Annotated in this window: 18 protein-coding genes; 4 read left to right on the top strand and 14 right to left on the bottom strand. The window is 71.6% G+C overall.

What is annotated here, in order from left to right:
* Window positions 1–132 precede the first annotated feature (132 nt).
* The 8 genes from ACWD4A_RS21735 to ACWD4A_RS21700 form a co-directional block, all read right to left on the bottom strand.
* On the bottom strand, window positions 133–669 hold the full coding sequence (locus tag ACWD4A_RS21735) for a shikimate kinase (protein WP_451196193.1): 537 nt from the start codon (window positions 667–669) through the stop codon (window positions 133–135).
* Entirely contained in the window at window positions 666–1850 is a 1185-nt protein-coding gene (gene aroC, locus ACWD4A_RS21730) for a chorismate synthase (RefSeq protein ID WP_451196191.1), read from the bottom strand. The genes ACWD4A_RS21735 and aroC overlap by 4 nt, the downstream gene beginning before the upstream one ends.
* A gap of 152 nt (window positions 1851–2002) precedes the next feature.
* Window positions 2003–2851, bottom strand: coding sequence for a shikimate dehydrogenase (locus ACWD4A_RS21725; RefSeq protein ID WP_451196189.1), 849 nt, complete (start codon window positions 2849–2851; stop codon window positions 2003–2005).
* Window positions 2848–4449, bottom strand: a complete 1602-nt coding sequence (gene mltG / locus ACWD4A_RS21720; RefSeq protein WP_451196186.1) for an endolytic transglycosylase MltG — start codon at window positions 4447–4449, stop codon at window positions 2848–2850. Before mltG ends, ACWD4A_RS21725 begins: the two co-directional genes overlap by 4 nt.
* A gap of 129 nt (window positions 4450–4578) precedes the next feature.
* Complete coding sequence (gene ruvX, locus ACWD4A_RS21715; RefSeq protein WP_451196196.1) at window positions 4579–5049, bottom strand: Holliday junction resolvase RuvX; 471 nt, start codon at window positions 5047–5049, stop codon at window positions 4579–4581.
* Complete coding sequence (gene alaS, locus ACWD4A_RS21710; protein WP_451196184.1) at window positions 5049–7718, bottom strand: alanine--tRNA ligase; 2670 nt, start codon at window positions 7716–7718, stop codon at window positions 5049–5051. Before alaS ends, ruvX begins: the two co-directional genes overlap by 1 nt.
* Window positions 7718–8053, bottom strand: coding sequence for a DUF6167 family protein (locus ACWD4A_RS21705; protein WP_451196181.1), 336 nt, complete (start codon window positions 8051–8053; stop codon window positions 7718–7720). Before ACWD4A_RS21705 ends, alaS begins: the two co-directional genes overlap by 1 nt.
* A gap of 8 nt (window positions 8054–8061) precedes the next feature.
* Window positions 8062–8502 carry a DUF948 domain-containing protein gene (locus tag ACWD4A_RS21700; RefSeq protein ID WP_451196179.1) on the bottom strand — a complete coding sequence of 147 codons (441 nt, stop codon included), beginning with the start codon at window positions 8500–8502 and terminating at the stop codon, window positions 8062–8064.
* Between the two features lie 192 nt (window positions 8503–8694).
* Here ACWD4A_RS21700 and ACWD4A_RS21695 point away from each other — a divergent pair, with 192 nt between their 5' ends.
* Window positions 8695–10944: an ATP-binding protein gene (locus ACWD4A_RS21695; RefSeq protein ID WP_451196177.1), complete on the top strand. Its 2250-nt coding sequence runs from the start codon at window positions 8695–8697 to the stop codon at window positions 10942–10944.
* Between the two features lie 31 nt (window positions 10945–10975).
* Here the strand turns inward: ACWD4A_RS21695 and rpsD are convergent, their stop codons facing one another.
* Window positions 10976–11590 carry a 30S ribosomal protein S4 gene (gene rpsD, locus ACWD4A_RS21690; protein ID WP_451196174.1) on the bottom strand — a complete coding sequence of 205 codons (615 nt, stop codon included), beginning with the start codon at window positions 11588–11590 and terminating at the stop codon, window positions 10976–10978.
* A 188-nt stretch (window positions 11591–11778) separates the two neighbouring features.
* Here rpsD and ACWD4A_RS21685 point away from each other — a divergent pair, with 188 nt between their 5' ends.
* Window positions 11779–12510, top strand: a complete 732-nt coding sequence (locus ACWD4A_RS21685) for a DUF2470 domain-containing protein (RefSeq protein ID WP_451196171.1) — start codon at window positions 11779–11781, stop codon at window positions 12508–12510.
* A gap of 48 nt (window positions 12511–12558) precedes the next feature.
* Here ACWD4A_RS21685 and ACWD4A_RS21680 read toward each other — a convergent pair whose 3' ends face one another.
* The 4 genes from ACWD4A_RS21680 to ACWD4A_RS21665 form a co-directional block, all read right to left on the bottom strand.
* On the bottom strand, window positions 12559–13917 hold the full coding sequence (locus ACWD4A_RS21680) for a replication-associated recombination protein A (protein ID WP_451196169.1): 1359 nt from the start codon (window positions 13915–13917) through the stop codon (window positions 12559–12561).
* Window positions 13918–14026: 109 nt separating this feature from the next.
* The gene (locus ACWD4A_RS21675) at window positions 14027–14677 is read right to left on the bottom strand and encodes a vitamin K epoxide reductase family protein (protein WP_451196167.1); all 651 of its coding nucleotides are present in this window, start codon (window positions 14675–14677) and stop codon (window positions 14027–14029) included.
* A 59-nt stretch (window positions 14678–14736) separates the two neighbouring features.
* A complete protein-coding gene (gene hisS, locus ACWD4A_RS21670) occupies window positions 14737–15999 on the bottom strand; it encodes a histidine--tRNA ligase (protein ID WP_451196165.1) in 1263 nt (420 codons plus the stop codon).
* Window positions 16000–16009: 10 nt separating this feature from the next.
* Complete coding sequence (locus tag ACWD4A_RS21665) at window positions 16010–16732, bottom strand: MBL fold metallo-hydrolase (protein ID WP_451196163.1); 723 nt, start codon at window positions 16730–16732, stop codon at window positions 16010–16012.
* Window positions 16733–16917: 185 nt separating this feature from the next.
* Between ACWD4A_RS21665 and ACWD4A_RS21660 the strand changes: the two genes are divergently transcribed.
* Window positions 16918–17742, top strand: a complete 825-nt coding sequence (locus ACWD4A_RS21660) for a peptidylprolyl isomerase (protein WP_451196162.1) — start codon at window positions 16918–16920, stop codon at window positions 17740–17742.
* A 273-nt stretch (window positions 17743–18015) separates the two neighbouring features.
* Complete coding sequence (locus tag ACWD4A_RS21655; protein WP_451196159.1) at window positions 18016–19245, top strand: DUF349 domain-containing protein; 1230 nt, start codon at window positions 18016–18018, stop codon at window positions 19243–19245.
* A gap of 63 nt (window positions 19246–19308) precedes the next feature.
* Here ACWD4A_RS21655 and ACWD4A_RS21650 read toward each other — a convergent pair whose 3' ends face one another.
* Complete coding sequence (locus ACWD4A_RS21650) at window positions 19309–21864, bottom strand: RelA/SpoT family protein (protein WP_451196157.1); 2556 nt, start codon at window positions 21862–21864, stop codon at window positions 19309–19311.
* Window positions 21865–21915: the final 51 nt, after the last annotated feature.

The following is a 21915-nucleotide window of genomic DNA, read 5'->3' as shown; positions in this document are numbered from 1 at the left end:
GCGACCCGCCTGGCCCCGGCGCCGATCAGGCCGGGCAGCTCGCCCAGCAACTGGTGGCCGACGAGGACCTCGTACGGCGCGGAGCCCTCGCTGGCTACCCGGATACGGGTCGGGGCGTCGGTCATGCGTTCCTCACTGCGTGGTGTCATGGGTACGGTCCCGGGGCAACGCCAGCGCCTCCAGTACGGCATCGGCCACCTCGTCGGGGGTACGGCCCCCGGTGGCGACGGTGGCGCGGGCGACCTCGGTATAGAGCGGACGGCGCGCCTCCATCAGCTCACGCCACCGCTGCCGCGGATTGACCGCGAGCAACGGACGCGGAGCGTCCAGGCCCACCCGGTGCACGGCGTCGGCGAGTTCGACGTCGAGGAAGACCACCGGCAGGCCCTTGAGGAGGGCGCGGGTGCCGTCGTCCATGACGGCGCCGCCGCCGAGGGCGAGCACCCCGGGGTGCTCGGCGACGGCGGCGCGGACGGCCTCCCGCTCCAGCGCGCGGAAGTGCGGCTCGCCCTCGTCGATGAAGATCTCCGGGATGGGCTTGCCCGCGGTCCGCTCGATGTCGGCGTCGGTGTCGCGGTAGCCGGTGCCCAGCCGCTGGGCGAGCAGGGCACCGATGGTGGACTTGCCCGCTCCGGGCGGGCCCACCAGCACGACGGCGGGAGAGGTCACTTGATGGCCAGGTTGTCGAGGTAGCCCTGGATGTTGCGGCGGGTCTCGGCGACGCTGTCGCCGCCGAACTTCTCCGCCACCGCGTCGGCCAGCACGAGCGCCACCATGGCCTCGGCGACGATGCCCGCGGCCGGGACGGCGCAGACGTCGGAGCGCTGGTGGTGCGCCTGCGTGGCCTCGCCGGTGACCACGTCGACGGTGGCCAGGGCGCGCGGCACGGTCGCGATCGGCTTCATCGCGGCGCGGACGCGCAGCAGCTCGCCGGTGGTGAGACCGCCCTCGGTGCCGCCGGAGCGGCCGGAGGTCCGGCGGAGGCCCTCGTCGGTGGCGACGATCTCGTCGTGCGCCTTGGAGCCGGGCACCCGGGCCAGCTCGAAGCCATCGCCGACCTCGACGCCCTTGATGGCCTGGATGCCCATCAGCGCGGCGGCAAGGCGGGCGTCCAGGCGGCGGTCCCAGTGGACGTGCGAGCCGAGGCCGACGGGCACGCCGTAGGCGAGGACCTCGACGACGCCGCCGAGGGTGTCGCCGTCCTTGTGGGCCTGGTCGATCTCGGCGACCATCGCCTTGCTCGCGTCCTGGTCGAGGCAGCGCACCGGGTCGGCGTCGAGGCGCTCGACATCGGAGGGCTTCGGGTAGACGCCGTACGGGGCCTTGGCCGCGGCCAGTTCCACCACGTGGGAGACGATCTCGATGCCCGCCGTCTCCTTGAGGTAGGAGCGGGCGACGGCGCCGAGGGCGACACGGGCCGCGGTCTCGCGCGCGGAGGCGCGCTCCAGGATCGGGCGGGCCTCGTCGAAGCCGTACTTCTGCATGCCCGCCAGGTCGGCGTGGCCGGGGCGGGGGCGGGTCAGCGGGGCGTTGCGGGCGAGGGCCGCCAGCTCGTCGGGGTCGACCGGGTCGGCGGCCATGACCTTGTCCCACTTGGGCCACTCGGTGTTGCCCACCATGACGGCGACCGGAGAGCCCATGGTCAGGCCGTGGCGGACGCCGCCGAGGAAGGTGACCTCGTCGCGCTCGAACTTCATGCGCGCGCCGCGGCCATAGCCCAGGCGCCGCCGGGCCAGGTGGTCCGCCACCATCTCGGTGGTGATCGGCACACCGGCGGGAAGCCCCTCCAGCGTCGCCACCAGGGCCGGTCCGTGGGACTCTCCGGCCGTCAGCCAGCGCAACCTGCTCAACGGGACTCCTCTTGCTCGCGCCTCGAGATCATGCGGCGGCGCGGCCTGGGGACTTCTCCAGCGGCCCCGGCCCGCCGTCTCCGATCCTCCCACGTCCCACGGGCTTTCCCGGCCGCAGGTCCGGGTTGTGGACGGACAGCGTCAAGTCGTGGTCAGTGGGCGCGGGCCGCGAGGGCCGCCTCGCCCGCGGCGCGCATCGCCCCGAGGGGTGCCGGGGCACGGCCGGTCATCTGCTCGACCTGGAGCGCCGCCTGGTGGACCAGCAGGTCCAGGCCGCCGAGGACGGCGCCGCCGCGCGCCGACCAGGCGGCGGCCAGCGGGGTCGGCCACGGCTCGTACAGCACGTCGAAGAGCGTGCCGGGGCGGTCGGGAACCGCGGCCGTGAGCTCGTCGGTGGCCCCGGCCGGGGTGGTGGCGATCACCAGCGGGGCGGTGAGGGCCTCGGCGGCCCGGGACCAGTCGGCGGTGGTGACGGCGACGCCGAGCCGCTCGCCCCAGTGGCACATCTCGGCGGCGCGCGCCTCGCTACGGACGTAGGCGGTGACCTTTCCGGAGCAGATCCGGGCGAGGGCGGCGAGGGCGGAGGAGGCGGTGGCCCCGGCGCCGAGGACGGCGGCGGACTCGACCCGCTCGACGCCGCGCTCCCGGAGGGCCGCCACGATGCCGGGGATGTCGGTGTTGTCGCCGACGCGGCGGCCGTCGGGGGTGAAGACGACGGTATTGACGGCCTCGACGGAGGCCGCGGTGTCCCGGACGGCGTCGAGCAGCGGGATCACGGCCCGCTTCAGCGGCATGGTGAGCGAGAGCCCGGCCCACTCCCCCGCGGCGCCGAGCCCCTCGAAGAAGCCGGGCAGCCCGGCCTCGTCGACCTCGAAACGGTCGTACGTCCACTCCGCCAGGCCCAGCTCCGCGTAGGCGGCGCGGTGCAGGACCGGGGAGAGCGAGTGGCCGATCGGCGATCCGAGCACGGCGGCCCTGTGACGCCCGGGTTCGGGGCTCATCCCTGCTTCTTCCTCTGGTTCTCGTTGAACTCCTGGACGAGCTTGTCGTGCTCGGCCAGCGTGTTGGCGAACTTCGTCGTCTTGCCGTCGACGGAGACGAAGAAGTACCACTCGCCCTGCTCGGGGTCCATCGCGGCCTTCAGCGCCTCTTCGCCGGGGTTCCCGATGGGACCGGGCGGCAGGCCCTTGACGTGGTACGTGTTGTACGGGTCGTCGTACGACCGGAGCTGCTTGGGGTCGAGGTCGAGCTTGCTCTGGTTCTTGATGTAGTTGTACGTCGAGTCGAACTCGAGCTTGCCGTTCGTCACGGTATTGGTCGGCTTGAGCCGGTTGTAGATGACCCGGGACATCTTGCGGAAGTCGTCGTGGGTCATGCCCTCGGCGTTGACCAGGCTCGCCACGGTGATCAGCTGGAGCGGGGACTTCAGGCCGAGATCCCTGGCCTTGCCCTCCAGGTCGACCTTGGCGTAGTTCTCCTTGGCCCGCGCGACCATCTGCTTGAGGATCTCCTCGGGCTTGGTGCCCTTGCTCGCGTTGTACTGCGAGGGATAGAGGAAACCCTCCAGGGGGTCCTTGATCTTGGGGTCGCTGTCGGCCCAGTCGGGCAGCCCGAGGTTCTTCGCCTGGTTCTTGGCGACGTCCTTGGTGGTGCCCTGCGCGAGACCGAGCTTCGTGTCGATCGCGGCGTAGATCGCGACGGCCCGGCGGCCCTCGGGGATGGTGAGGAAGTTGGCCGTGTTGGTCATCATCGTCACGGCCGCCGCACCCGACATCTCCTTGTGCAGGGTGTACGTGCCGGGCTGGATGGCCTTGCCCTTGGGGTCCTTGCCCGCGGCCTCGGTGAAGGCTCCCGCGCTCTTGACGACACCCGCCTTCTGGAGGATCTCGCCCATCTGGCCGAGACCCGCGCCCTTGGGGATCTCGACCTGGACCTGTCCGGTGCCCTCGCCCTCGTAGTCGGGCGCGGCGCCGAAGTGGGTCTGCCAGTAGTCGTAGGCGAGGTAGCCGCCACCACCCACGACACCGACGAGGACCACGGCGACGAGGAGGCAGGCGGTACCGCTGCGGCGCTTGTTCTTCTTGGACTTCTTGCCGCGCCGGTCCCGGCCGCGGGAGCGTTCCTCGCCCGGCTCGTCCCCGTCACCGGGCTCCGTACGGGCGGGCTCGGGGCGGTCGTCGAAGAGGGAGATCTTCTCCTCGTCGGGCTCCGAGCGCCATTCGGCGTGCTGCTCGAACGTCTGCGGCTGATGCTGCTGGGCCTGCTGCGGCACCTGCTGTTCGTACTGCTGAGGTGCATGCTGCTGGGGTACGTGCTGCTGGTGCTGCTGCGGGTACCCGCCCTGGGTGCCGTAGTAGTCGGGGTGCGCGCCGGCGTAGGGGTCGGCGGACTGCTGCTGCCCGTACTGCTGCTCGCCCGGACCGGCTACGTAGGGACCCCCCGCGTTCTGCGAGGGGTCCCAGCCGTACTGCTGTTGACCGTACTGAGGCTGCTGCGGCTGCTGGGGGTGCTGCTGCTGCCCGTTGTATCCCTGTTCCCCGTACAGAGGGTCCTCGGGATGCCACGGTTGGGAGCCGGAACCCCGGCCATACTCAGTCATCAATCCCCTAGTGCCGCACAGCGGCAGCCGGTCGGTGCTCCGTGGAGCGCGGGTTTTCGAATCGTCCAGTCCTGTACGGGAGACGTTCGAACGGCTGCCATGTCAGCGCGGAACGTTACCGTACTGCGATTAGATGACCACTTCGACAGCCTCGCCGGGAGGCCGGCCCGAGACCTTCTCGATCTCCAGCGCGTTCTGCAGGATGACCACGGCAGCGGCCTGATCGACCACCGACCGGCCCTTCTTGGCGTTGACCCCGGAGGCGCGCAGCCCCTGCGCGGCTGTGACGGTTGTCATCCGCTCGTCGACCAGCCGCACCGGTACGGGCGCCACCCGCCGGGCCATCTCCTTGGCGAAGGTCCGGACCTTGGCCGCGGCCGGCCCCTCTCCCCCCTTGAGGGAGCGGGGCAGACCGACGACCACCTCTATGGGCTCGTACTCCGCGACGATCGCCGCCAGCCGCTTGTGCGCCTGCGGGATGTCCCGCCCCGGCACGGTCTCGACCGGGGTGGCGAGGATCCCGTCGGGGTCGCACGAGGCGACCCCGATCCGGGCGTCCCCGACGTCGACGGCGATGCGCCTGCCTCGTCGCACGGCGATCAGGCCGCTTCCGCGACGAGGCGCTCGACGGCGGCGACCGCCTCGTCGACGGCCTCCGGGTTCTGGCCGCCGCCCTGGGCGACGTCCGGCTTGCCGCCGCCTCCGCCGCCGAGGGTCTTGGCGGCCGTGCGGACCAGGTCGCCGGCCTTCAGCCCGCGCTCGCGCGCGGCCTCGTTGGTGGCGATGACGGTCAGCGGGCGGCCGTTCACCACGGTGAACAGGGCCACGACGGCGGCGCGGCCGCCCTGGATGCGGCCCCGCACGTCGAGGACCAGCTTGCGCAGGTCGTCGGCGCCGGTGCCGTCCGGCACCCGGCCGATGGCCAGCGCCACGCCGTGCACGTCCTTGGCGCCCTCGGCGAGCCCGGCGGCGGCCTGCAGCACCTTCTCGGCGCGGAAGCGCTCGATCTCCTTCTCGGCGTCCTTGAGCTTGGCGAGCATCCCGGAGATCTTCTCCGGCAGCTCCTCCGGACGGCCCTTGACCAGCTCCTGGAGCTGGGCGACGACCGTGTGCTCCTTGGCCAGGAAGTTGTAGGCGTCCGCACCGACCAGGGCCTCGACGCGGCGCACACCGGAACCGATCGAGGACTCGCCGAGCAGCTTCACCAGACCCAGCTGGGCGGTGTTGGCGACGTGCGTACCGCCGCACAGCTCCTTGGAGAAGTCGCCGATGGTCACGACGCGGACCCGCTCGCCGTACTTCTCGCCGAACTCGGCGATGGCGCCCTGCTTCTTGGCCTCGTCGATGCTCATGACCTCGGCGTGCACGTCGAGTTCACGGGAGAGGACCTCGTTGATCCGCTGCTCGACGTCCGTGAGGACGCTGCCCGGCACGGCGGCCGGGGAGCCGAAGTCGAAGCGGAAGCGGCCGGGCGAGTTCTCCGAACCGGCCTGGGCGGCCGTCGGGCCCAGGGCGTCGCGCAGCGCCTGGTGGGTGAGGTGGGTGGCGCTGTGGGCGCGGGCGATGGCGCGGCGGCGCGTGACGTCGATGGAGGCATAGGCGGCGGCACCGACCGTCACCTCGCCGACCTGGACGACGCCCTTGTGGACGTGGACGCCCGGGACGGGCTTCTGCACGTCGCGGACCTCGATCACGGCACCGCTGTCCAGCCGGATGCGGCCCTGGTCGGCGAGCTGGCCGCCGCCCTCGGCGTAGAACGGGGTGCGGTCGAGGACGACCTCGACCTCGTCGCCCTCGGTGGCGGCGGGCGAGGGCACGCCGTCGACGAGCAGGCCGACGACGGTCGACTCGTTCTCGGTGCGGGTGTAGCCGGTGAAGTCGGTCTCACCGGTGGTGTCGGCCACCTCGCGGTAGGCGGACAGGTCGGCGTGGCCGGTCTTCTTGGCCTTGGCGTCGGCCTTGGCCCGCTCCCGCTGCTCCTTCATCAGGCGGCGGAAGCCGTCCTGGTCCACGGTCAGGCCCTGCTCGGCGGCCATCTCGAGGGTGAGGTCGATCGGGAAGCCCCAGGTGTCGTGGAGCAGGAAGGCCTTGTCGCCGGAGAGGACCGTGCCGCCCGAGGCCTTGGTCTCGGTCACGGCGGTGTCGAGGATGTTGGTGCCGCCCTTGAGGGCCTTGAGGAAGGCGGCCTCTTCGGCGAGGGCGACGGTCTCGATGCGCTTGCGGTCGGTGACGAGCTCCGGGTACTGCTGACCCATCGTGTCGATCACGACGCCGAGCAGGTCCTGGACGACCGGACCGGTGGCACCCATGAGCCGCATGTTGCGGATGGCGCGGCGCATGATGCGGCGCAGCACATAGCCGCGGCCCTCGTTGCCGGGGGTGACGCCGTCGCCGATGAGCATCACGGAGGTGCGGATGTGGTCGGCGACCACGCGCATCGACACGTCCGACGCATGCTTGTCGCCGTAGCGGACGCCGGTCAGCTCGGTGGCCTTGTCCATGACGACGCGCAGGGTGTCGGTCTCGTACATGTTCTGCACGCCCTGCAGGATCATGGCGAGACGCTCGAGGCCGAGGCCGGTGTCGATGTTCTTGGAGGGCAGGTCCCCGAGGATCGGGAAGTCCTCCTTGCCGTCGCCCGCACCGCGCTCGTACTGCATGAAGACCAGGTTCCAGATCTCCACGTACCGCTCGTCGTTGACGGCGGGGCCGCCCTCGACGCCGAACTCCGGACCGCGGTCGTAGTTGATCTCGGAGCAGGGGCCACAGGGGCCGGGGACACCCATGGACCAGAAGTTGTCCTTCTTGCCCAGGCGCTGGATGCGCTCGGCGGGGACGCCGATGACGTCGCGCCAGATCCGCTCGGCCTCGTCGTCGTCGAGGTAGACGGTGATCCAGAGCTTCTCCGGCTCCAGGCCGTAGCCGCCGTCCGCCACGGGAGTCGTCAGCAGCTCCCAGGCGTACTTGATGGCGCCTTCCTTGAAGTAGTCGCCGAAGGAGAAGTTGCCGCACATCTGGAAGAACGTGCCGTGGCGGGTGGTCTTGCCGACCTCTTCGATGTCCGGCGTGCGGATGCACTTCTGCACGCTGGTGGCGCGCTGGAAGGACGGCTTGACCTCGCCGAGGAAGTACGGCTTGAAGGGGACCATGCCCGCGTTGACGAGCAGCAGGGTCGGGTCGTCCGCGATGACTGACGCCGAGGGAACGACGGTGTGTCCGCGCTCCTCGAAGAAGCGCAGCCAACGCCTGCGGATTTCAGCCGACTCCATCAGTGGTCCTCTTTCCGGGTGAACGGGTGGTAGGTGTGCTGCTGTTCGAGTGCGACCAGCCGGCGCTGCTCGGGGAGCTCGCGGAGCTCCTGGCGCTCGGGGTCGGGTGCGGCCGCGAGACCGAGCGCGTCCTTGAGCGCCGCCTCGCGGTGCGCCATGCCGTCGCGCACGTCGAGGGCGAAGAGCTTGACCTTGCGGCCCGCGACGACCGCGCGGTCCGCTGCCTGGAGGGCCAGGCTCTCCGGGGTGAGCTTGGCGAGCTTCCGGTTGACCTTGGTGGTGGCCCAGACACCGGCTGCTACACCGGTCGTGAACCAGAAGGTGCGGCGGAACATTCCTGGGGTCAACCCTTCCCACGGGTACGGCGGCTGCCGCGCCGGGCGGACGGCAGTGACGTGCCGGCGAACACGGAGCCTCGCGGCGCGGGCTCCGCGGGCGCGGACTTGCGGCCGATCGCCCGCCGCACGCCGTAGCTGAACGCCGCGACCTTGACCAGGGGTCCACCGAAGGCGGAGGAGACGGTCGAGGAGAGCGCAGAGGCGTTCGCCGTGACCTCCTGGACGTCCGCGGCGATCGAGTCGACGCGGGCGAGCTGGGTGTTGGCGGAGCGCACGGTCGCGGAGGCGTCGGCGAGGAGCGGTACGGCCTGCTCGGAGACGTCGGCCACCAGCTTGGTGGCGGCCTTGAGCGTCTGCGCGAGCCGCACCAGCACCAGGGCGAGGAACGACACGAGGATCGCCCAGAAGACGGCCACGAGGATCCCGGCCACCTCTCCACCGGACACGCTGCACCGCTCCCTGCTGGTCGTCTTCGCCCGGCCGCTCGCTCGCCGCCGGGACGTCTGCGGACGCCCATTGACGTCCAGTACGACCTTATCGCGCCGGGCCTGGACGCCCGTACCGGATTGTCGCCGCGCCCCCCGCGCCCACCAGCCGGAGTTTACGGTGCGCACACTCATCAGTACGCTCTGTGTGCCATGCCACCACTCTCCGGCTCCGCGTCCCCCGACACCCCCTCCCCCGGCCCTCGCGGCGGCGCCGTGCCGGGCCCCGGCCGGCCGGGGCCGCCGGGCAACCTGCCCGCCGAGCCGAGCCGCTTCGTCGGCCGCTGCCGTGAACTGGACGCCCTGGCGGGGCACTTGGAGCGGTCCCGGCTGGTGACGGTCACGGGCGTCGGCGGCGTGGGCAAGACCCGGGTGGTGACACGGCTCGGGGCGGCTCTGCAGGATCGCTTCTGCGATGGGGTGTGGCTGGCCGAACTGTCGGCGCTGACCGACCCGGACCTCCTCGACCACACGGTCGCGGAGGCGCTGGGGCTGACCGACCACACCGACCGGCCCCCGCGCGCCTGCCTGCTGGAGCAGCTCGCCGACCGCCGGCTGCTGCTCGTCCTGGACGGTTGCGAGCAGCTCACCGAGGGGTGCGCGGCACTGGTCCACGCGCTCCTGAGGCGGGCGCCGGAGCTGCGGGTGCTGGCGGCCTCCCGACGGCCCCTGCGCGTCGCGGGCGAGCAGGTCTTCCCGCTGCCGCCGCTGTCCGCCCCGGAGGCCGCGGAGCTCTTCGGGGACCGGGCGGGGCGCGCGCGGCCCGGGGCCGGGGAGGCGGAGCGCACCGCCACGGACGAGCTGTGCCGCAGGCTCGACGGCATCCCGCTGGCCCTGGAGCTGGCGGCGGCACGGCTGGGCGCGCTGTCGGTGAACCAGGTGCTGGAACGGCTGGACGACCGGTTCCGGCTGCTGACCGGCGGCACGCGGGGCGCGCTGCCGCGCCACCAGACGCTGCGCACGGCCATCGGCTGGAGCCACGAACTGTGCACGCCGGCCGAGCGGCTGCTGTGGGCCCGGCTGACGGTCTTCGCGGGCCTCTTCGACCTGGAGGCGGTGGAGTACGTCTGCTCCGGCCCCGAGCTGCCCGCCGAGCGGGTGCTCGACGTGCTCGCCGAGCTGGTGGCGCAGTCGGTGGTGGTACGGGAGGACACCCCGCTGGGGCCGCGCTACCGGCTGCTGGACACCGTGCGGATGTACGGGGCGGGCTGGCTGGACGCGCTGGCGGACGGCGAGCGGATGCGGCGCAGGCACCGCGACTGGTACATGGGCCTGGTCACCTGGTGCGAGCTGGACTGGTTCAGCCCCCGGCAGGCAGAGGTCGCGGCCCGGGTCGACGCCGAGCTGCCGAACCTGCGGATCGCCCTGGAGTACAGCCTGGAGGAGAAGGGCGAGGCCCACATCGGCCAGTACCTGGCGGCGACGCTGTGGTTCTACTGGGTCGGCTGCGGGCGGCTGGCGGAGGGGCGGCACTGGCTGGACCGGGCGCTGCGCGCCGAGGCGGACAACGAGGAGACCCGGCTGAAGGCCCTGTGGGTGCTCGGTCACGTGGCGGCGCTGCAGGGCGATCCGGCGGGTGCCGTCGGGGCGCTGGCGGAGTGCCGGGAGACGGCCTCGCGCAGCGGCCACGCCCGCGCCCTGGCCTACGCGGAGCACCGGACGGGCTGTCTGGCGCTGCTCTCGGACGACATGCCGCGCGCCGAGGAACTGCTGCGGGCCGCGCTCGCGCGCTACCGGGAGATCGGCGAGCTCAACAGCAACGTCCTGATGGGACAGGTGGAGCTGGCGATGGCCGTCGCCTTCCAGGGCGATCTGGCGGGCGCGGTGCGCCTGTGCGAGGAGGTGCGCGACATCTGCGCGGACCACGGCGAGCGCTGGTCGCTGGCCTACGCGCTGTACGTCCTGGGCTTCGCGGCGTGCAGCGGCGGGGACACCGTACGGGCCCGGCCGCTGCTGGAGGAGTGCCTGGCCATCGACCACGCCTTCCACGACCTGGTGGGCGCCGTCCTCGCGGTGGAACTGCTGGCGCTGGTGACGCTCGACGAGGACGAGGGGAACGACGCCGGGGCGGAGGAGGCCGCGGTGCTCCAGGGTGCGGCGGGGCGGCTCTGGCGCTCGGTGGGGCTGCCGCTGTTCGGTTCGCGCCACTTCAACGCGCCGCACGCGCTGTGCGAACGCAGGCTGCGGGAGCTGCTGGGCGCCCGGCGGTACGACGCGTGCGTGCGCGAGGGGGCCCGGCTGGACCTGGACGCGGTGGTGGCGAGGGTGCTGCGCGGGCCCGCGCCGGGCGGGGCGGCGGCGCCGGGGCCCAGGGAGCCCGCACGCGCCCCGCTGCCGGGGGCGCCGGAAACGCACGAGCCCGCCGGCTCGCCGGCCACGGGGGCCGGGGAGACGACGGGCTGAGCTGAGCGCTCGGGAGAGCTACTCCGCTGGATCAGCGGGCGTAGTACTCGACGACGAGCTGCTCGTCGCAGATCACGGGGATCTCCTTGCGGTTCGGCTCGCGGTCCAGGCGGAAGGCCAGCGCGGCCAGGTTGACCTGGAGGTAGCGCGGGGTCTCGCCCTCGGTGTCGTAGCCACCGGCCATGGCGACCTGGAACGGGTGCTTGGCGCGGCTGCGCTCGCGGACCATCACGACGTCGTCGGGACGGACGCGGAACGACGGCTTGTCGACCTTGCCACCGTTGACCTCGATGTGGCCGTGGACGACCATCTGGCGGGCCTGGTAGATGGTGCGGGCGATGCCCGAACGCAGGACCAGCGCGTCGAGGCGGCGCTCGAGCTCGACGACCAGGGCCTCGCCCGTCTTGCCTTCGGCCTTCTTGGCGCGGTCGTAGGCGCGGGCCATCTGGCGCTCGCTGATGTCGTACTGGGCGCGCAGACGCTGCTTCTCGAGCAGACGGACCTTGTAGTCCGAGTTCTGCTTGCGGCCACGGCCGTGCTCGCCCGGCGGGTAGGGGCGGGCCTCGAAGTACTTGACGGCCTTCGGCGTCAGCGCGATGCCGAGCGCACGAGACTTCTTGACCTTGGGACGCGACTGGTTAGGCACGTTCTCCAGACCTCCGTTGTAGGTTAGGTTAGGCTCACCTTACTCAAGGAGATCGCATGTCTCGTCCGGGGAACACCAGTCACATCACGGACAGCACGAAAGAGGCCGACGCAACTGATGGCGTCGACGCGACGGAGGTCCGATCAGATCGTGGTCAGCCGCGTCCCAGCGGACTTGAAATCGCACGGATGCCGTCAGCAGCCGAGCGCACACGAACTCTCGTACAGAGTACATGCTCGGCGGTGCTCATCGTCCCGGGCCTGGTCGGGAGCACCGGCACACGGCCCGAGCTGCTCATGGACCTGCTCGCACCGCTGGCCCGGAGCGTGGGGCCCGACGGCGAGGTGTTCCTGGTCTTCCCCGTGGACTCACCGGTGGTGCGCGCCGCCACGCACGCGCAGGACGACGAGCTGGCGGCCGTGCTGGAACTCACGGACGTCGCGCCGGTCTCGGTGCCCAACCGTATCCGGGGCCGCGCCTGGCTCTCCGGCTGGCTCACCCCGGTGCCCGGGATGACCGAGCCCGGCCGGATGATGCTGCGGCTGGAGGTCGGCGAGAGCAGCGTCGACGACCTGTGGGGGGCGGAGAGCGTCGAGCCGGACGACTTCGCCCGCGCCCAGCCCGACCCGCTGGTCGAGCACGAGGCGGAGCTGCTCCAGCACCTCCACTCCGCGCACGGCGAACAGGTGCGGGCCCTGAGCTCGCTGCTCGGCCCGCGGCGGCCCCGCTGCGCGCGCGACCGCGCCGTGCCGGTGTCCCTGGACCGCTTCGGGCTGCGCGTGCGCTTCACCTCCGCGCACGGTGAGGGCGCCCCGGCGGACCGCTCCTTCGACGCCCGCTTCGAATTCCCCGAACCGGTACGGGACATCGCGGGCCTGCGCCAGGCGATGCACGCCCTGTTCGATGCGGCGGAGGAGTAGCGCGCCCTGTCAGGGGCGCGGGGAACCGTCAGGGCTGAGCCCCGGGGCTCAGCCCTCCGCATCGCCCCGCAAGCGCGAGCGGACCCGCTCCACCACGTCCGCGTACCGCGCTTCCGCACCGTGCCGCGTCGGCTCGTAGTACCGCTTGCCGTGGATCGCGTCCGGCGCGTACTGCTGCGCCGCGATCCCGCCCGGCAGGTCGTGGGGGTAGACGTACCCCTGCGCGTGCCCGAGCTTCTCGGCGCCCTTGTAGTGCCCGTCCCGCAGATGCGGGGGCACCGGCCCGGCCAGGCCCGCCCGGACGTCGGCCAGCGCCGCGTCGATCGCGAGGTACGCCGCGTTGGACTTCGGGGCCAGGGCCAGCGCCACGGCCACCTGGCCGAGCACGATCCGGGCCTCGGGGAAGCCGATCAGCGCGACGGCCTGCGCACCGGCGACCGCGGTCTGCAGGGCGGTGGGATCGGCCAGGCCGATGTCCTCGCTCGCGGAGATCATCAGCCGTCGGGCGATGAACCGGGGGTCCTCCCCCGCCTCGATCATCCGGGCCAGGTAGTGCAGCGTGGCGTCCACGTCGGAGCCGCGGATCGACTTGATGAGCGCGCTGGCCACGTCGTAGTGCTGGTCGCCGGCGCGGTCGTAGCGCACGGCGGCGCGGTCGACGGCGTCCTCCAGCGTCTCCAGGGTGATCTCCGCCTCGCCCTTGGCGATGGCCGATCCGGCGCCCGCCTCCAGAGCCGTCAGCGCCCGGCGCGCGTCGCCCCCGGCGATCCGCAGCAGGTGCGCCTCGGCGTCCTCGGGCAGCGTCACCGCGCCGCCCAAGCCGCGCTCGTCGGCGAGCGCGCGGCGCAGCAGCCCGCGCAGGTCGTCGTCGGTGAGGGCCTGGAGCGTGAGCAGCAGGGAGCGCGACAGCAGCGGCGAGATGATCGAGAAGTACGGGTTCTCCGTCGTGGCCGCGATGAGGGTGACCCAGCGGTTCTCGACGGCGGGCAGCAGGGAGTCCTGCTGGGCCTTGCTGAAGCGGTGGATCTCGTCCAGGAAGAGGACGGTCTCCTTGCCGTAGCCGCCCGAGGCGCGGCGGGCGCCGTCGATGACGGCCCGCACCTCCTTCACCCCGGCGGTGATCGCGGACAGCTCCACGAAGCGCTTGTTGGTGGCCTGGCTGACGACGTAGGCCAGGGTCGTCTTGCCGATGCCGGGCGGACCCCAGAGGATCACCGACGACGGCCCGGCCGGCCCGCCGCTGCCCTCGCCCACCAGCCTGCGCAGCGGTGATCCCCGCTTGAGGAGATGGCCCTGGCCGACGACTTCGTCGAGGGTGCGCGGGCGCATACGGACGGCCAGCGGACTGCTCGCCGGGTCTTTCTCCTGGCGGTCCTCTGCGGCTGCGGTGAACAGGTCGGGTTCCACGTCGGAAACCCTAAGCCACCCCTCCCCCAGCTACCGCTGGGAGGTGCCCCCAACAACGCCGCCGGACCCAGGGGTCCGGCGGCGTTCGTTCAGGCGTGGAGGGCGGCGGTCAGGCGGTGCCGCCGGTCCAGAAGTCCCACCACTTGGTGAGGATCAGCATCCCGATGATGCCGATGTGCAGCACCGGCACCACCCAGTGGAACTCCAGGAACACGCGCTTCAGGCCCTGCGGCGCGGGGATGAAGCCGCTGCGGACGTTCTGCACGGTCACGTACCAGAACATCACGATCGTGCCGACCCAGGCGAGGCAGCACCACAGGCACAGCGACCCGATGACGTACAGCGACTGGTACTGGAGCCAGCTGACGAAGCCGACGCCGAAGAGGCAGCCGGCCTCCATGCCGAGCCAGTACCAGCGGGGGAAGCGGGCACCGGAGAGCAGCGCCAGGCCGATCGCGATGATCGCGCCGTAGCAGGCCAGGCCGAGCATCGGGTTGGGGAACCCGAACGCCTCCGCCTGCTTGCTCTGCATGATGTTGCCGCAGGAGACGATCGGGTTGAGGCTGCACCCCGGGACGTAGTTGGGGTCCTTCAGCAGCTTGAACTTGTCGAGCGTGATGACCCACGACGCCAGCAGACCCATGGCACCGGTGACGACCAGCAGCAGCGCGAAGGAGCGGCTGCCCCCCACGGCGCCCGGGGCGGGGCCGTCCCGCTCCTCGCCGTCGGTGTCGGAGCGGTCGAGTGCCGAAGTGGTCATAGCGCCCTTGATCCCATCAGTCGGTCCTTGCGGCCCATTCTGCACGAGCCGCCGGCGAATCAGCCCTGCCGGGAGAGGAGTTCGCCCACCACGGTGTCGAATGCGACAGGTGTCTGCTCCCCGGACTCCAGGTCCTTGAGCTGCACGACGCCCTCGGCGAGATCCCGTTCGCCCGCGACGAGCGCGAAGCGGGCGCCCGAGCGGTTGGCCGATTTCATGGCGTTCTTCAGGCCCTTGCCGCCGAAGGCGAAGTCCGTGGCGACCCCGGCCCGGCGCAACTCGGTCACCAGGCCGAAGAGCACCCGGCGGGCCTCGTCGCCCACCGGCACGGCGAACACCTGGGTGGCGGCGGGCAGGTCGAGCTCGATGCCCTCCGCCTTCAGCGCCAGCACCGTGCGGTCGACGCCGAGCGCCCAGCCGACGGACGGCAGCGCCGGTCCGCCGATCATCTCGGACAGGCCGTCGTAACGACCGCCGCCGCCCACCGCGGACTGCGAGCCGAGGCCGTCGTGGACGAACTCGAAGGTGGTGCGGGTGTAGTAGTCCAGACCGCGGACCAGCTTCTCGTCGTCCTCGAAGGCGACGCCCGCCGCGGTCAGCAGCTCGCGCACCTGCTCGTGGTACTCCTTGCACGCCTCGCACAGGTGGTCGCGGAGCATCGGGGCGCCGACGAGCTGCTTCTGGACGGCCTCGCGCTTGTCGTCGAGGACGCGCAGCGGGTTGATCTCGATGCGGCGCCGGGTGTCCTCGTCGAGGTCGAGGCCGCGCAGGAAGGACTGGAGGGCGTCCCGGTAGGCGGGGCGGCACTCCTTGTCGCCGAGCGAGTTCAGCAGCAGCCGGAAGTTCTTCAGGCCCAGCGACCTGTAGGCGTCGACGGCCAGGATGATCAGCTCGGCGTCGAGCGCCGGGTCCTCGGCACCGATGGCCTCGGCACCGACCTGCGAGAAGTGGCGGTAGCGGCCGGCCTGCGGGCGCTCGTAGCGGTAGTACGAGCCCGAGTACCAGAGCTTGACCGGCAGGTTGCCGGCCTTGTGCAGGTTGGCCTCCAGGGCCGCGCGCAGCACGGAGGCGGTGCCCTCGGGGCGCAGCGCGAGCTCGTCGCCGCCGCGCGTGGTGAGGGTGTACATCTCCTTGGTCACGATGTCGGTGGACTCGCCCACACCGCGGGAGAAGAGCTCGACCTGCTCGAAACCGGGGGTCTCGATGTAGCCGTACCCGGAGCGCTTGAGCGGCGCGGCGATGGCCTCGCGCACCGCGAGGTAGACCGCGGAGTCGGGCGGGGTCAGGTCGTAGGTGCCCTTGGGGGCCTTGAACGTACTCACGGGAAAATCTTCACATTCCTCGTCGCGGAGCGGCGGTGGCGCCGCCTCCGAGGCCGTGCTGCGCTTCGGCCACTTCCCGCAGGTACGGGTTGGTGGCGCGCTCGCGGCCGATGCTGGTCTGGGGGCCGTGGCCGGACAGCACCACGGTCGAGTCGTCCAGGGGCAGGCACACGCGTGCCAGCGACCGGATCATCTCGGTGTGGTCACCGCCGGGCAGGTCGGTGCGTCCGATGGAGCCGGCGAACAACAGGTCGCCCGAGAAGAACACCGAGGGGACCTCGGCGGTCTCGGGCATCCGGAAGGTCACCGACCCCTTGGTATGGCCGGGCGCGTGCGCGACGGAGAACTCCAGCCCGGCGAGATCCAGCCGGGCGCCATCGGTGAGCTCCTTGACGTCGTCCGGCTCGCCCACGGTGAGCTCGCCCATGAGGGGCTGCCCGATGGAGCGGCCCAGGGCCTTCTCCGGGTCGCTCATCATGTAGCGGTCCGCGGGGTGGATCCAGGCGGGGACGTCGTGGGCGCCGCACACCGGGACGACCGAGGCGACATGGTCGATGTGCCCGTGGGTGAGGACGACGGCGACGGGCTTGAGCCGATGCTTCTTGAGTGCTTCCTCGACGCCCTGGGCGGCCTGGTGGCCCGGGTCGATGATCACGCACTCCTCGCCTGCGGCCGGGGCGACCAGATAGCAATTGGTGCCCCAGGCCCCGGCGGGGAACCCGGCAATAAGCACATTCGTCCTTAAAGATCGACCAGCAGAATTCCAGCAGTGGACCGGCGGGACTCCCCGGCGGGGAGACCCGGCCGGTACAGAGCCTACCGGCGGCACTCCGGTCACAGCGAACCCGTATACGGTACGGGCACACCCGCAACATCCGGACCGCATTCATGGACAAGACGGTATGAGGAGACGACCCGGTGGTCAGTAACGAGCAGCGGCGGCGGCAGCTCGCCCGGGAGAAGTTCGAGCGGCAGCAGGAGCGCCGCGAGGCGGCCCGCCGCAAGGCCCGGCGCCGGAACGCGGTGATCGCGGCGGGGCTCGCCGTGGTGCTGGCCGCGGGCGCGACGGCGTACGCCACGGGCGCCCTGTCCGGCGACGGCGAGAAGAAGGACACGACGGACGCCGCGGCGCCGGACAGCTCCACGCAGCCGAGCAAGGGCCCCGACCCGTGCGCCAAGGCGGCCCCCGGCTCCCCCACCACGAAGACGTGGAAGTCGGAGCCCTCGATGACCATCGACAAGTCGGCCTCCTACGCGATGAAGCTGAGCACGACCTGCGGCGGCATCGACCTCAAACTCGACGCCGAGAAGGCCCCGCACACGGTCAACTCCTTCAACTTCCTGGCCGGCGAGGGGTTCTACGACCACACCAAGTGCCACCGGCTGACGACGGCGGGCATCTACGTCCTGCAGTGCGGCGACCCCACGGGCAACGGCACCGGCGGCTCGGGCTACACGATCCCGGACGAGAACCTCAAGGACTCCCGTATCAAGGACGGCGTCTACCCGGCGGGCACGGTCGCGATGGCCAACACCGGCCAGCCGGACTCCGGCGGCAGCCAGTTCTTCCTCGTCTACCAGGACAGCAAGCTGGACCCGAAGTACACGCCGGTCGGCACCATCGGCGCCGAGGGCATGAAGGTGCTCAAGAAGATCGCCGGCGCGGGCGTGCAGGGCGGTACGCCGGACGGCATGCCCAACGCGACCGTCACGATCGACAAGGCGACCGTGACCAAGTCCTGACCCCTGCCGGTGCGTTCCGCCGTCCAGGGTCCCGCCGCCGTCGCCGTTCCGCGCGTTCGCGGGGTCCGCGTGGCGAAATTTCGGTCGCGCGGGATACGGACAGCCGGGCCGCCGGTCGCCTATGTTGGCGTTGTGTAGGGTGCCTGATCCGACGGCTGCCCGCACCCAATCGATCAAGCCGTCGGACCGGTCAGGGCGCGGCCCTGCCGGAACAACTGTGGACGATGCCCGAGGGGCCGCGCACCGGCCCCGGCATCATGTGGAGGAGGCGCTGTGAGCAGCGACCCATGGGGCCGCGTCGATGAGACGGGGACTGTGTACGTGCGTACCGCCGACGGCGAGCAGGTCGTCGGCTCGTGGCAGGCGGGTTCCCCCGACGAGGCACTCGCCTACTTCGAGCGCAAGTACGAGGGCCTGGTCGTCGAGATCGGCCTCCTCGAGCGCCGGGTCAGGACCACCGACCTGTCGGCCAAGGACGCGACGATCGCGATCGACCACCTGCGGACGCAGGTCGACGAACACCACGCGGTCGGCGATCTGGACGCGCTGCGCGTCCGGCTCGACAAGCTCGTCGCCACGGTCGAGACGCGCCGCGAGGAGCGCAAGGCCGCGAAGGCGAAGCAGTCCGACGAGGCCCGTACGGCGAAGGAGGCGCTGGTCGCCGAGGCCGAGGAGCTGGCCGCGAGCGAGCAGTGGCGGTCGGCCGGCGAGCGGCTGCGCGCCCTGGTCGACACGTGGAAGGGCCTGCCGCGGCTGGACCGCAAGACGGACGACGAGCTGTGGCACCGCTTCTCGCACGCCCGGTCCGCGTTCTCCAAGCGGCGCAAGGCGCACTTCGCCTCGCTGGACGCCCAGCGCGAGGACGCCCGCAAGGCCAAGGAGAAGCTGGTCGCCGAGGCGGAGTCGCTCTCCGGGTCGCTGGACTGGGGCCCGACGGCGGCGCGTTACCGCGAGCTGATGACGGAGTGGAAGGCCGCGGGCCGCGCCCAGCGCGAGGCGGAGGACGAGCTGTGGGCCCGCTTCCGCGGCGCGCAGGACGTCTTCTTCCAGGCGCGCGGCGAGGTGTTCGCCGAGCGCGACGCCGAGCAGCAGGTCAACCTCACCCGTAAGGAGGAGCTGGTCACCGAGGCGGAGAAGCTGCTCCCGGTGACGGACCTGAAGGCGGCGCGGGCCGCGTTCCGTTCGATCAACGAGCGCTGGGAGGCCGTCGGCCATGTGCCGCGGGACGCCCGGCCGAAGATCGAGGGGCGGATGCACACGGTCGAGCGTGCCCTCCAGGAGGCGGAGGAGACCGAGTGGCGGCGCACCAACCCGGAGGCGCGGGCCCGTGCGGCCGGGCTGACCGGTCAGCTGCAGGCCGCGGTCGACAAGCTCCAGGAGCAGGTGGACAAGGCGCGGGCCGCGGGCAATGACGCCAAGGCCGACAAGCTCTCCAAGGAGCTGGAGGGCCGCAAGGCCCTGCTGGACCAGGCGCTGAAGGGCCTGGAGGAGTTCGGCGGCTGAGCACCCCCGCTTCGTAACGGAAGATGGCTCCGACAATCGTCGGAGCCATCTTCCGTTGTGCGGCTACGGCCTGCGGGCCGAGGTCACGCGGTAGACGTCGTAGACGCCCTCCACACCGCGCACCGCCTTGAGGACGTGACCGAGGTGCTTGGGGTCGCCCATCTCGAAGGTGAAGCGCGAGGTGGCCACCCGGTCGCGGGAGGTCTGCACGGCGGCGGACAGGATGTTGACGTGCTGGTCGGACAGGACGCGGGTGACGTCCGACAGCAGCCGGGACCGGTCCAGCGCCTCCACCTGGATGGCGACGAGGAAGACCGAGGACTGGGTCGGCGCCCACTCGACCTCGATGATCCGCTCGGGCTGCTGCGACAGCGAGTCGACGTTGACGCAGTCGGCGCGGTGCACGGAGATGCCGTTGCCGCGGGTGACGAAGCCGATGATCGGGTCGCCCGGCACCGGCGTACAGCAGCGGGCCAGCTTGACCCACACGTCGTCGACGCCCTTGACCACCACACCGGGGTCCGCGCTGGAACGCCGCTTGGAGCGGCCGCGGATGGGCGCGGACTCCTCGATGTCCTCGGTGGCCGCGTCCTCGCCGCCGAGGGCCTGGACGAGCTTCTGCACGACGCCCTGGGCGGCGACGTGCCCCTCGCCGATGGCGGCGTAGAGGGAGGAGATGTCGGGGTAGCGCATCTCGTGCGCGAGGGTGACCAACGAGTCGCCGGTGAGGATGCGCTGGATCGGCAGGTTCTGCTTGCGCATCGCGCGTGCGATGGCGTCCTTGCCCTGCTCGATCGCCTCGTCGCGGCGCTCCTTGGAGAACCAGGCGCGGATCTTGTTGCGGGCACGGGGCGACTTGACGAAGCCCAGCCAGTCGCGGGAGGGGGCCGCGCCCGGCGCCTTGGAGGTGAAGACCTCCACCAGGTCGCCGTTGTCCAGGGTCGATTCGAGCGGGACGAGGCGGCCGTTGACCCGGGCGCCTATGGTGCGGTGGCCGACCTCGGTGTGCACGGCGTAGGCGAAGTCGACCGGGGTGGCCCCGGCCGGGAGCGCTATGACATCGCCCTTGGGCGTGAAGACGAAGACCTCGTTGCGCGAGAGGTCGAAGCGCAGGGACTCCAGGAACTCGCCCGGGTCCTCGGTCTCCTTCTGCCAGTCGAGGAGTTGCCGCAGCCAGGCCATGTCATTGACGGTGTCCTGGTTCTTGCCGACGTTCTTGGGCACGTCGGTGCGCACCTTGGAGGCGCCCGCGACGGCCTCCTGCTTGTACTTCCAGTGCGCGGCGATGCCGTACTCCGCGCGCCGGTGCATGTCGAAGGTGCGGATCTGGAGCTCGACGGGCTTGCCGCTGGGACCTATGACCGTCGTGTGCAGCGACTGGTACATGTTGAACTTGGGCATCGCGATGTAGTCCTTGAACCGCCCCGGGACCGGGTTCCACCGGGCGTGGACGGTGCCGAGCGCCGCGTAGCAGTCGCGGACGGTGTCGACGAGGACGCGGATGCCCACCAGGTCGTAGATCTCGGCGAAGTCACGGCCCCGCACGATCATCTTCTGGTAGACGCTGTAGTAGTGCTTCGGCCTGCCGGTGACGGTGGCCTTGATGCGGGCGGCGCGCAGATCGGCCTGGACCTCGTCGGTGACGATGGCCAGGTACTCGTCGCGCTTGGGGGCACGCTCGGCGACGAGGCGGACGATCTCGTCGTACATCTTGGGGTAGAGGATCGCGAAGGCGAGGTCCTCCAGCTCCCACTTGATGGTGTTCATGCCCAGCCGGTGCGCCAGCGGGGCGTAGATCTCCAGCGTCTCGCGGGCCTTCTTCTCCTGCTTCTCCCGCTTGAGGTAGCGCATGGTGCGCATGTTGTGCAGGCGGTCGGCGAGCTTGATGACCAGGACGCGCGGGTCCTTGGCCATGGCGACGACCATCTTGCGCACGGTCTCCGCCTGCGCGGCCTCGCCGAACTTGACCCGGTCGAGCTTGGTGACGCCGTCCACCAGCAGGGCGACCTGGTCGCCGAAGTCCCGGCGCAGGGTGTCCAGGCCGTACTCGGTGTCCTCGACGGTGTCGTGCAGCAGGCCCGCCATCAGCGTGGCCGGATCCATGCCCAGCTCGGCGAGGATCGTGGTCACCGCGAGCGGGTGGGTGATGTACGGGTCGCCGCTCTTGCGCTTCTGGCCGCGGTGCCAGCGCTCGGCGACCTGGTAGGCACGCTCGATCTGCCGGAGGGTGGCGGTGTCGGCCTTGGGGTCGTTCCCGCGGACGACGCGGAGCAGCGGTTCGAGCACCGGGTTGTACGGGCTGGAGCGCTGGACACCCAGGCGCGCGAGGCGGGCCCGGACCCGGCTGGAGGAGCCGGAGCGCGGTGCGGGCCCCTGCGGGGCGGTGGGCCGGACGGGTGAGGCGCCCGCGGGTGCGGGGGCGGGCTCGGCCGCCGGGCGCGCCGGTGCCGTGCTGCTCCCCTGGCCCGGCGCGGGGTGCGGACCGGCGTCGGACTGCGCGGCGGGCCGGGGCTCGGCCGGGCTGTCGGGACGGCCCTGGGGCGTGCCCTCGGCCGCCGCGGCCTCGGAAGACGGCTTGTCCGGCTGTGCGGCGGTGAGCGGCTGGGCCTCGTCTGGCAAGAGCACTCCTCATGCGGGGTCCGGATCCCCCGTTCAGGTCCGGACTGCCAT

The organism is Streptomyces sp. NPDC002537, assembly GCF_053594975.1.
Note: the sequence above shows the minus strand (reverse complement) of the source record. Positions and strands in the feature narration are given on the sequence as shown.

What these genes read in the sequence shown, in the direction of transcription:
- mltG (WP_451196186.1), bottom strand. Translation starts at nt 4,449, where the DNA reads ATGACTGAGTATGGCCGGGGTTCCGGCTCCCAACCGTGGCATCCCGAG.
- ACWD4A_RS21685 (WP_451196171.1), top strand. Translation starts at nt 11,779, where the DNA reads ATGCCGTCAGCAGCCGAGCGCACACGAACTCTCGTACAGAGTACATGC.
- alaS (WP_451196184.1), bottom strand. Translation starts at nt 7,718, where the DNA reads ATGGAGTCGGCTGAAATCCGCAGGCGTTGGCTGCGCTTCTTCGAGGAG.
- ACWD4A_RS21695 (WP_451196177.1), top strand. Translation starts at nt 8,695, where the DNA reads ATGCCACCACTCTCCGGCTCCGCGTCCCCCGACACCCCCTCCCCCGGC.
- ACWD4A_RS21705 (WP_451196181.1), bottom strand. Translation starts at nt 8,053, where the DNA reads ATGTTCCGCCGCACCTTCTGGTTCACGACCGGTGTAGCAGCCGGTGTC.
- ACWD4A_RS21675 (WP_451196167.1), bottom strand. Translation starts at nt 14,677, where the DNA reads ATGACCACTTCGGCACTCGACCGCTCCGACACCGACGGCGAGGAGCGG.
- ACWD4A_RS21725 (WP_451196189.1), bottom strand. Translation starts at nt 2,851, where the DNA reads ATGAGCCCCGAACCCGGGCGTCACAGGGCCGCCGTGCTCGGATCGCCG.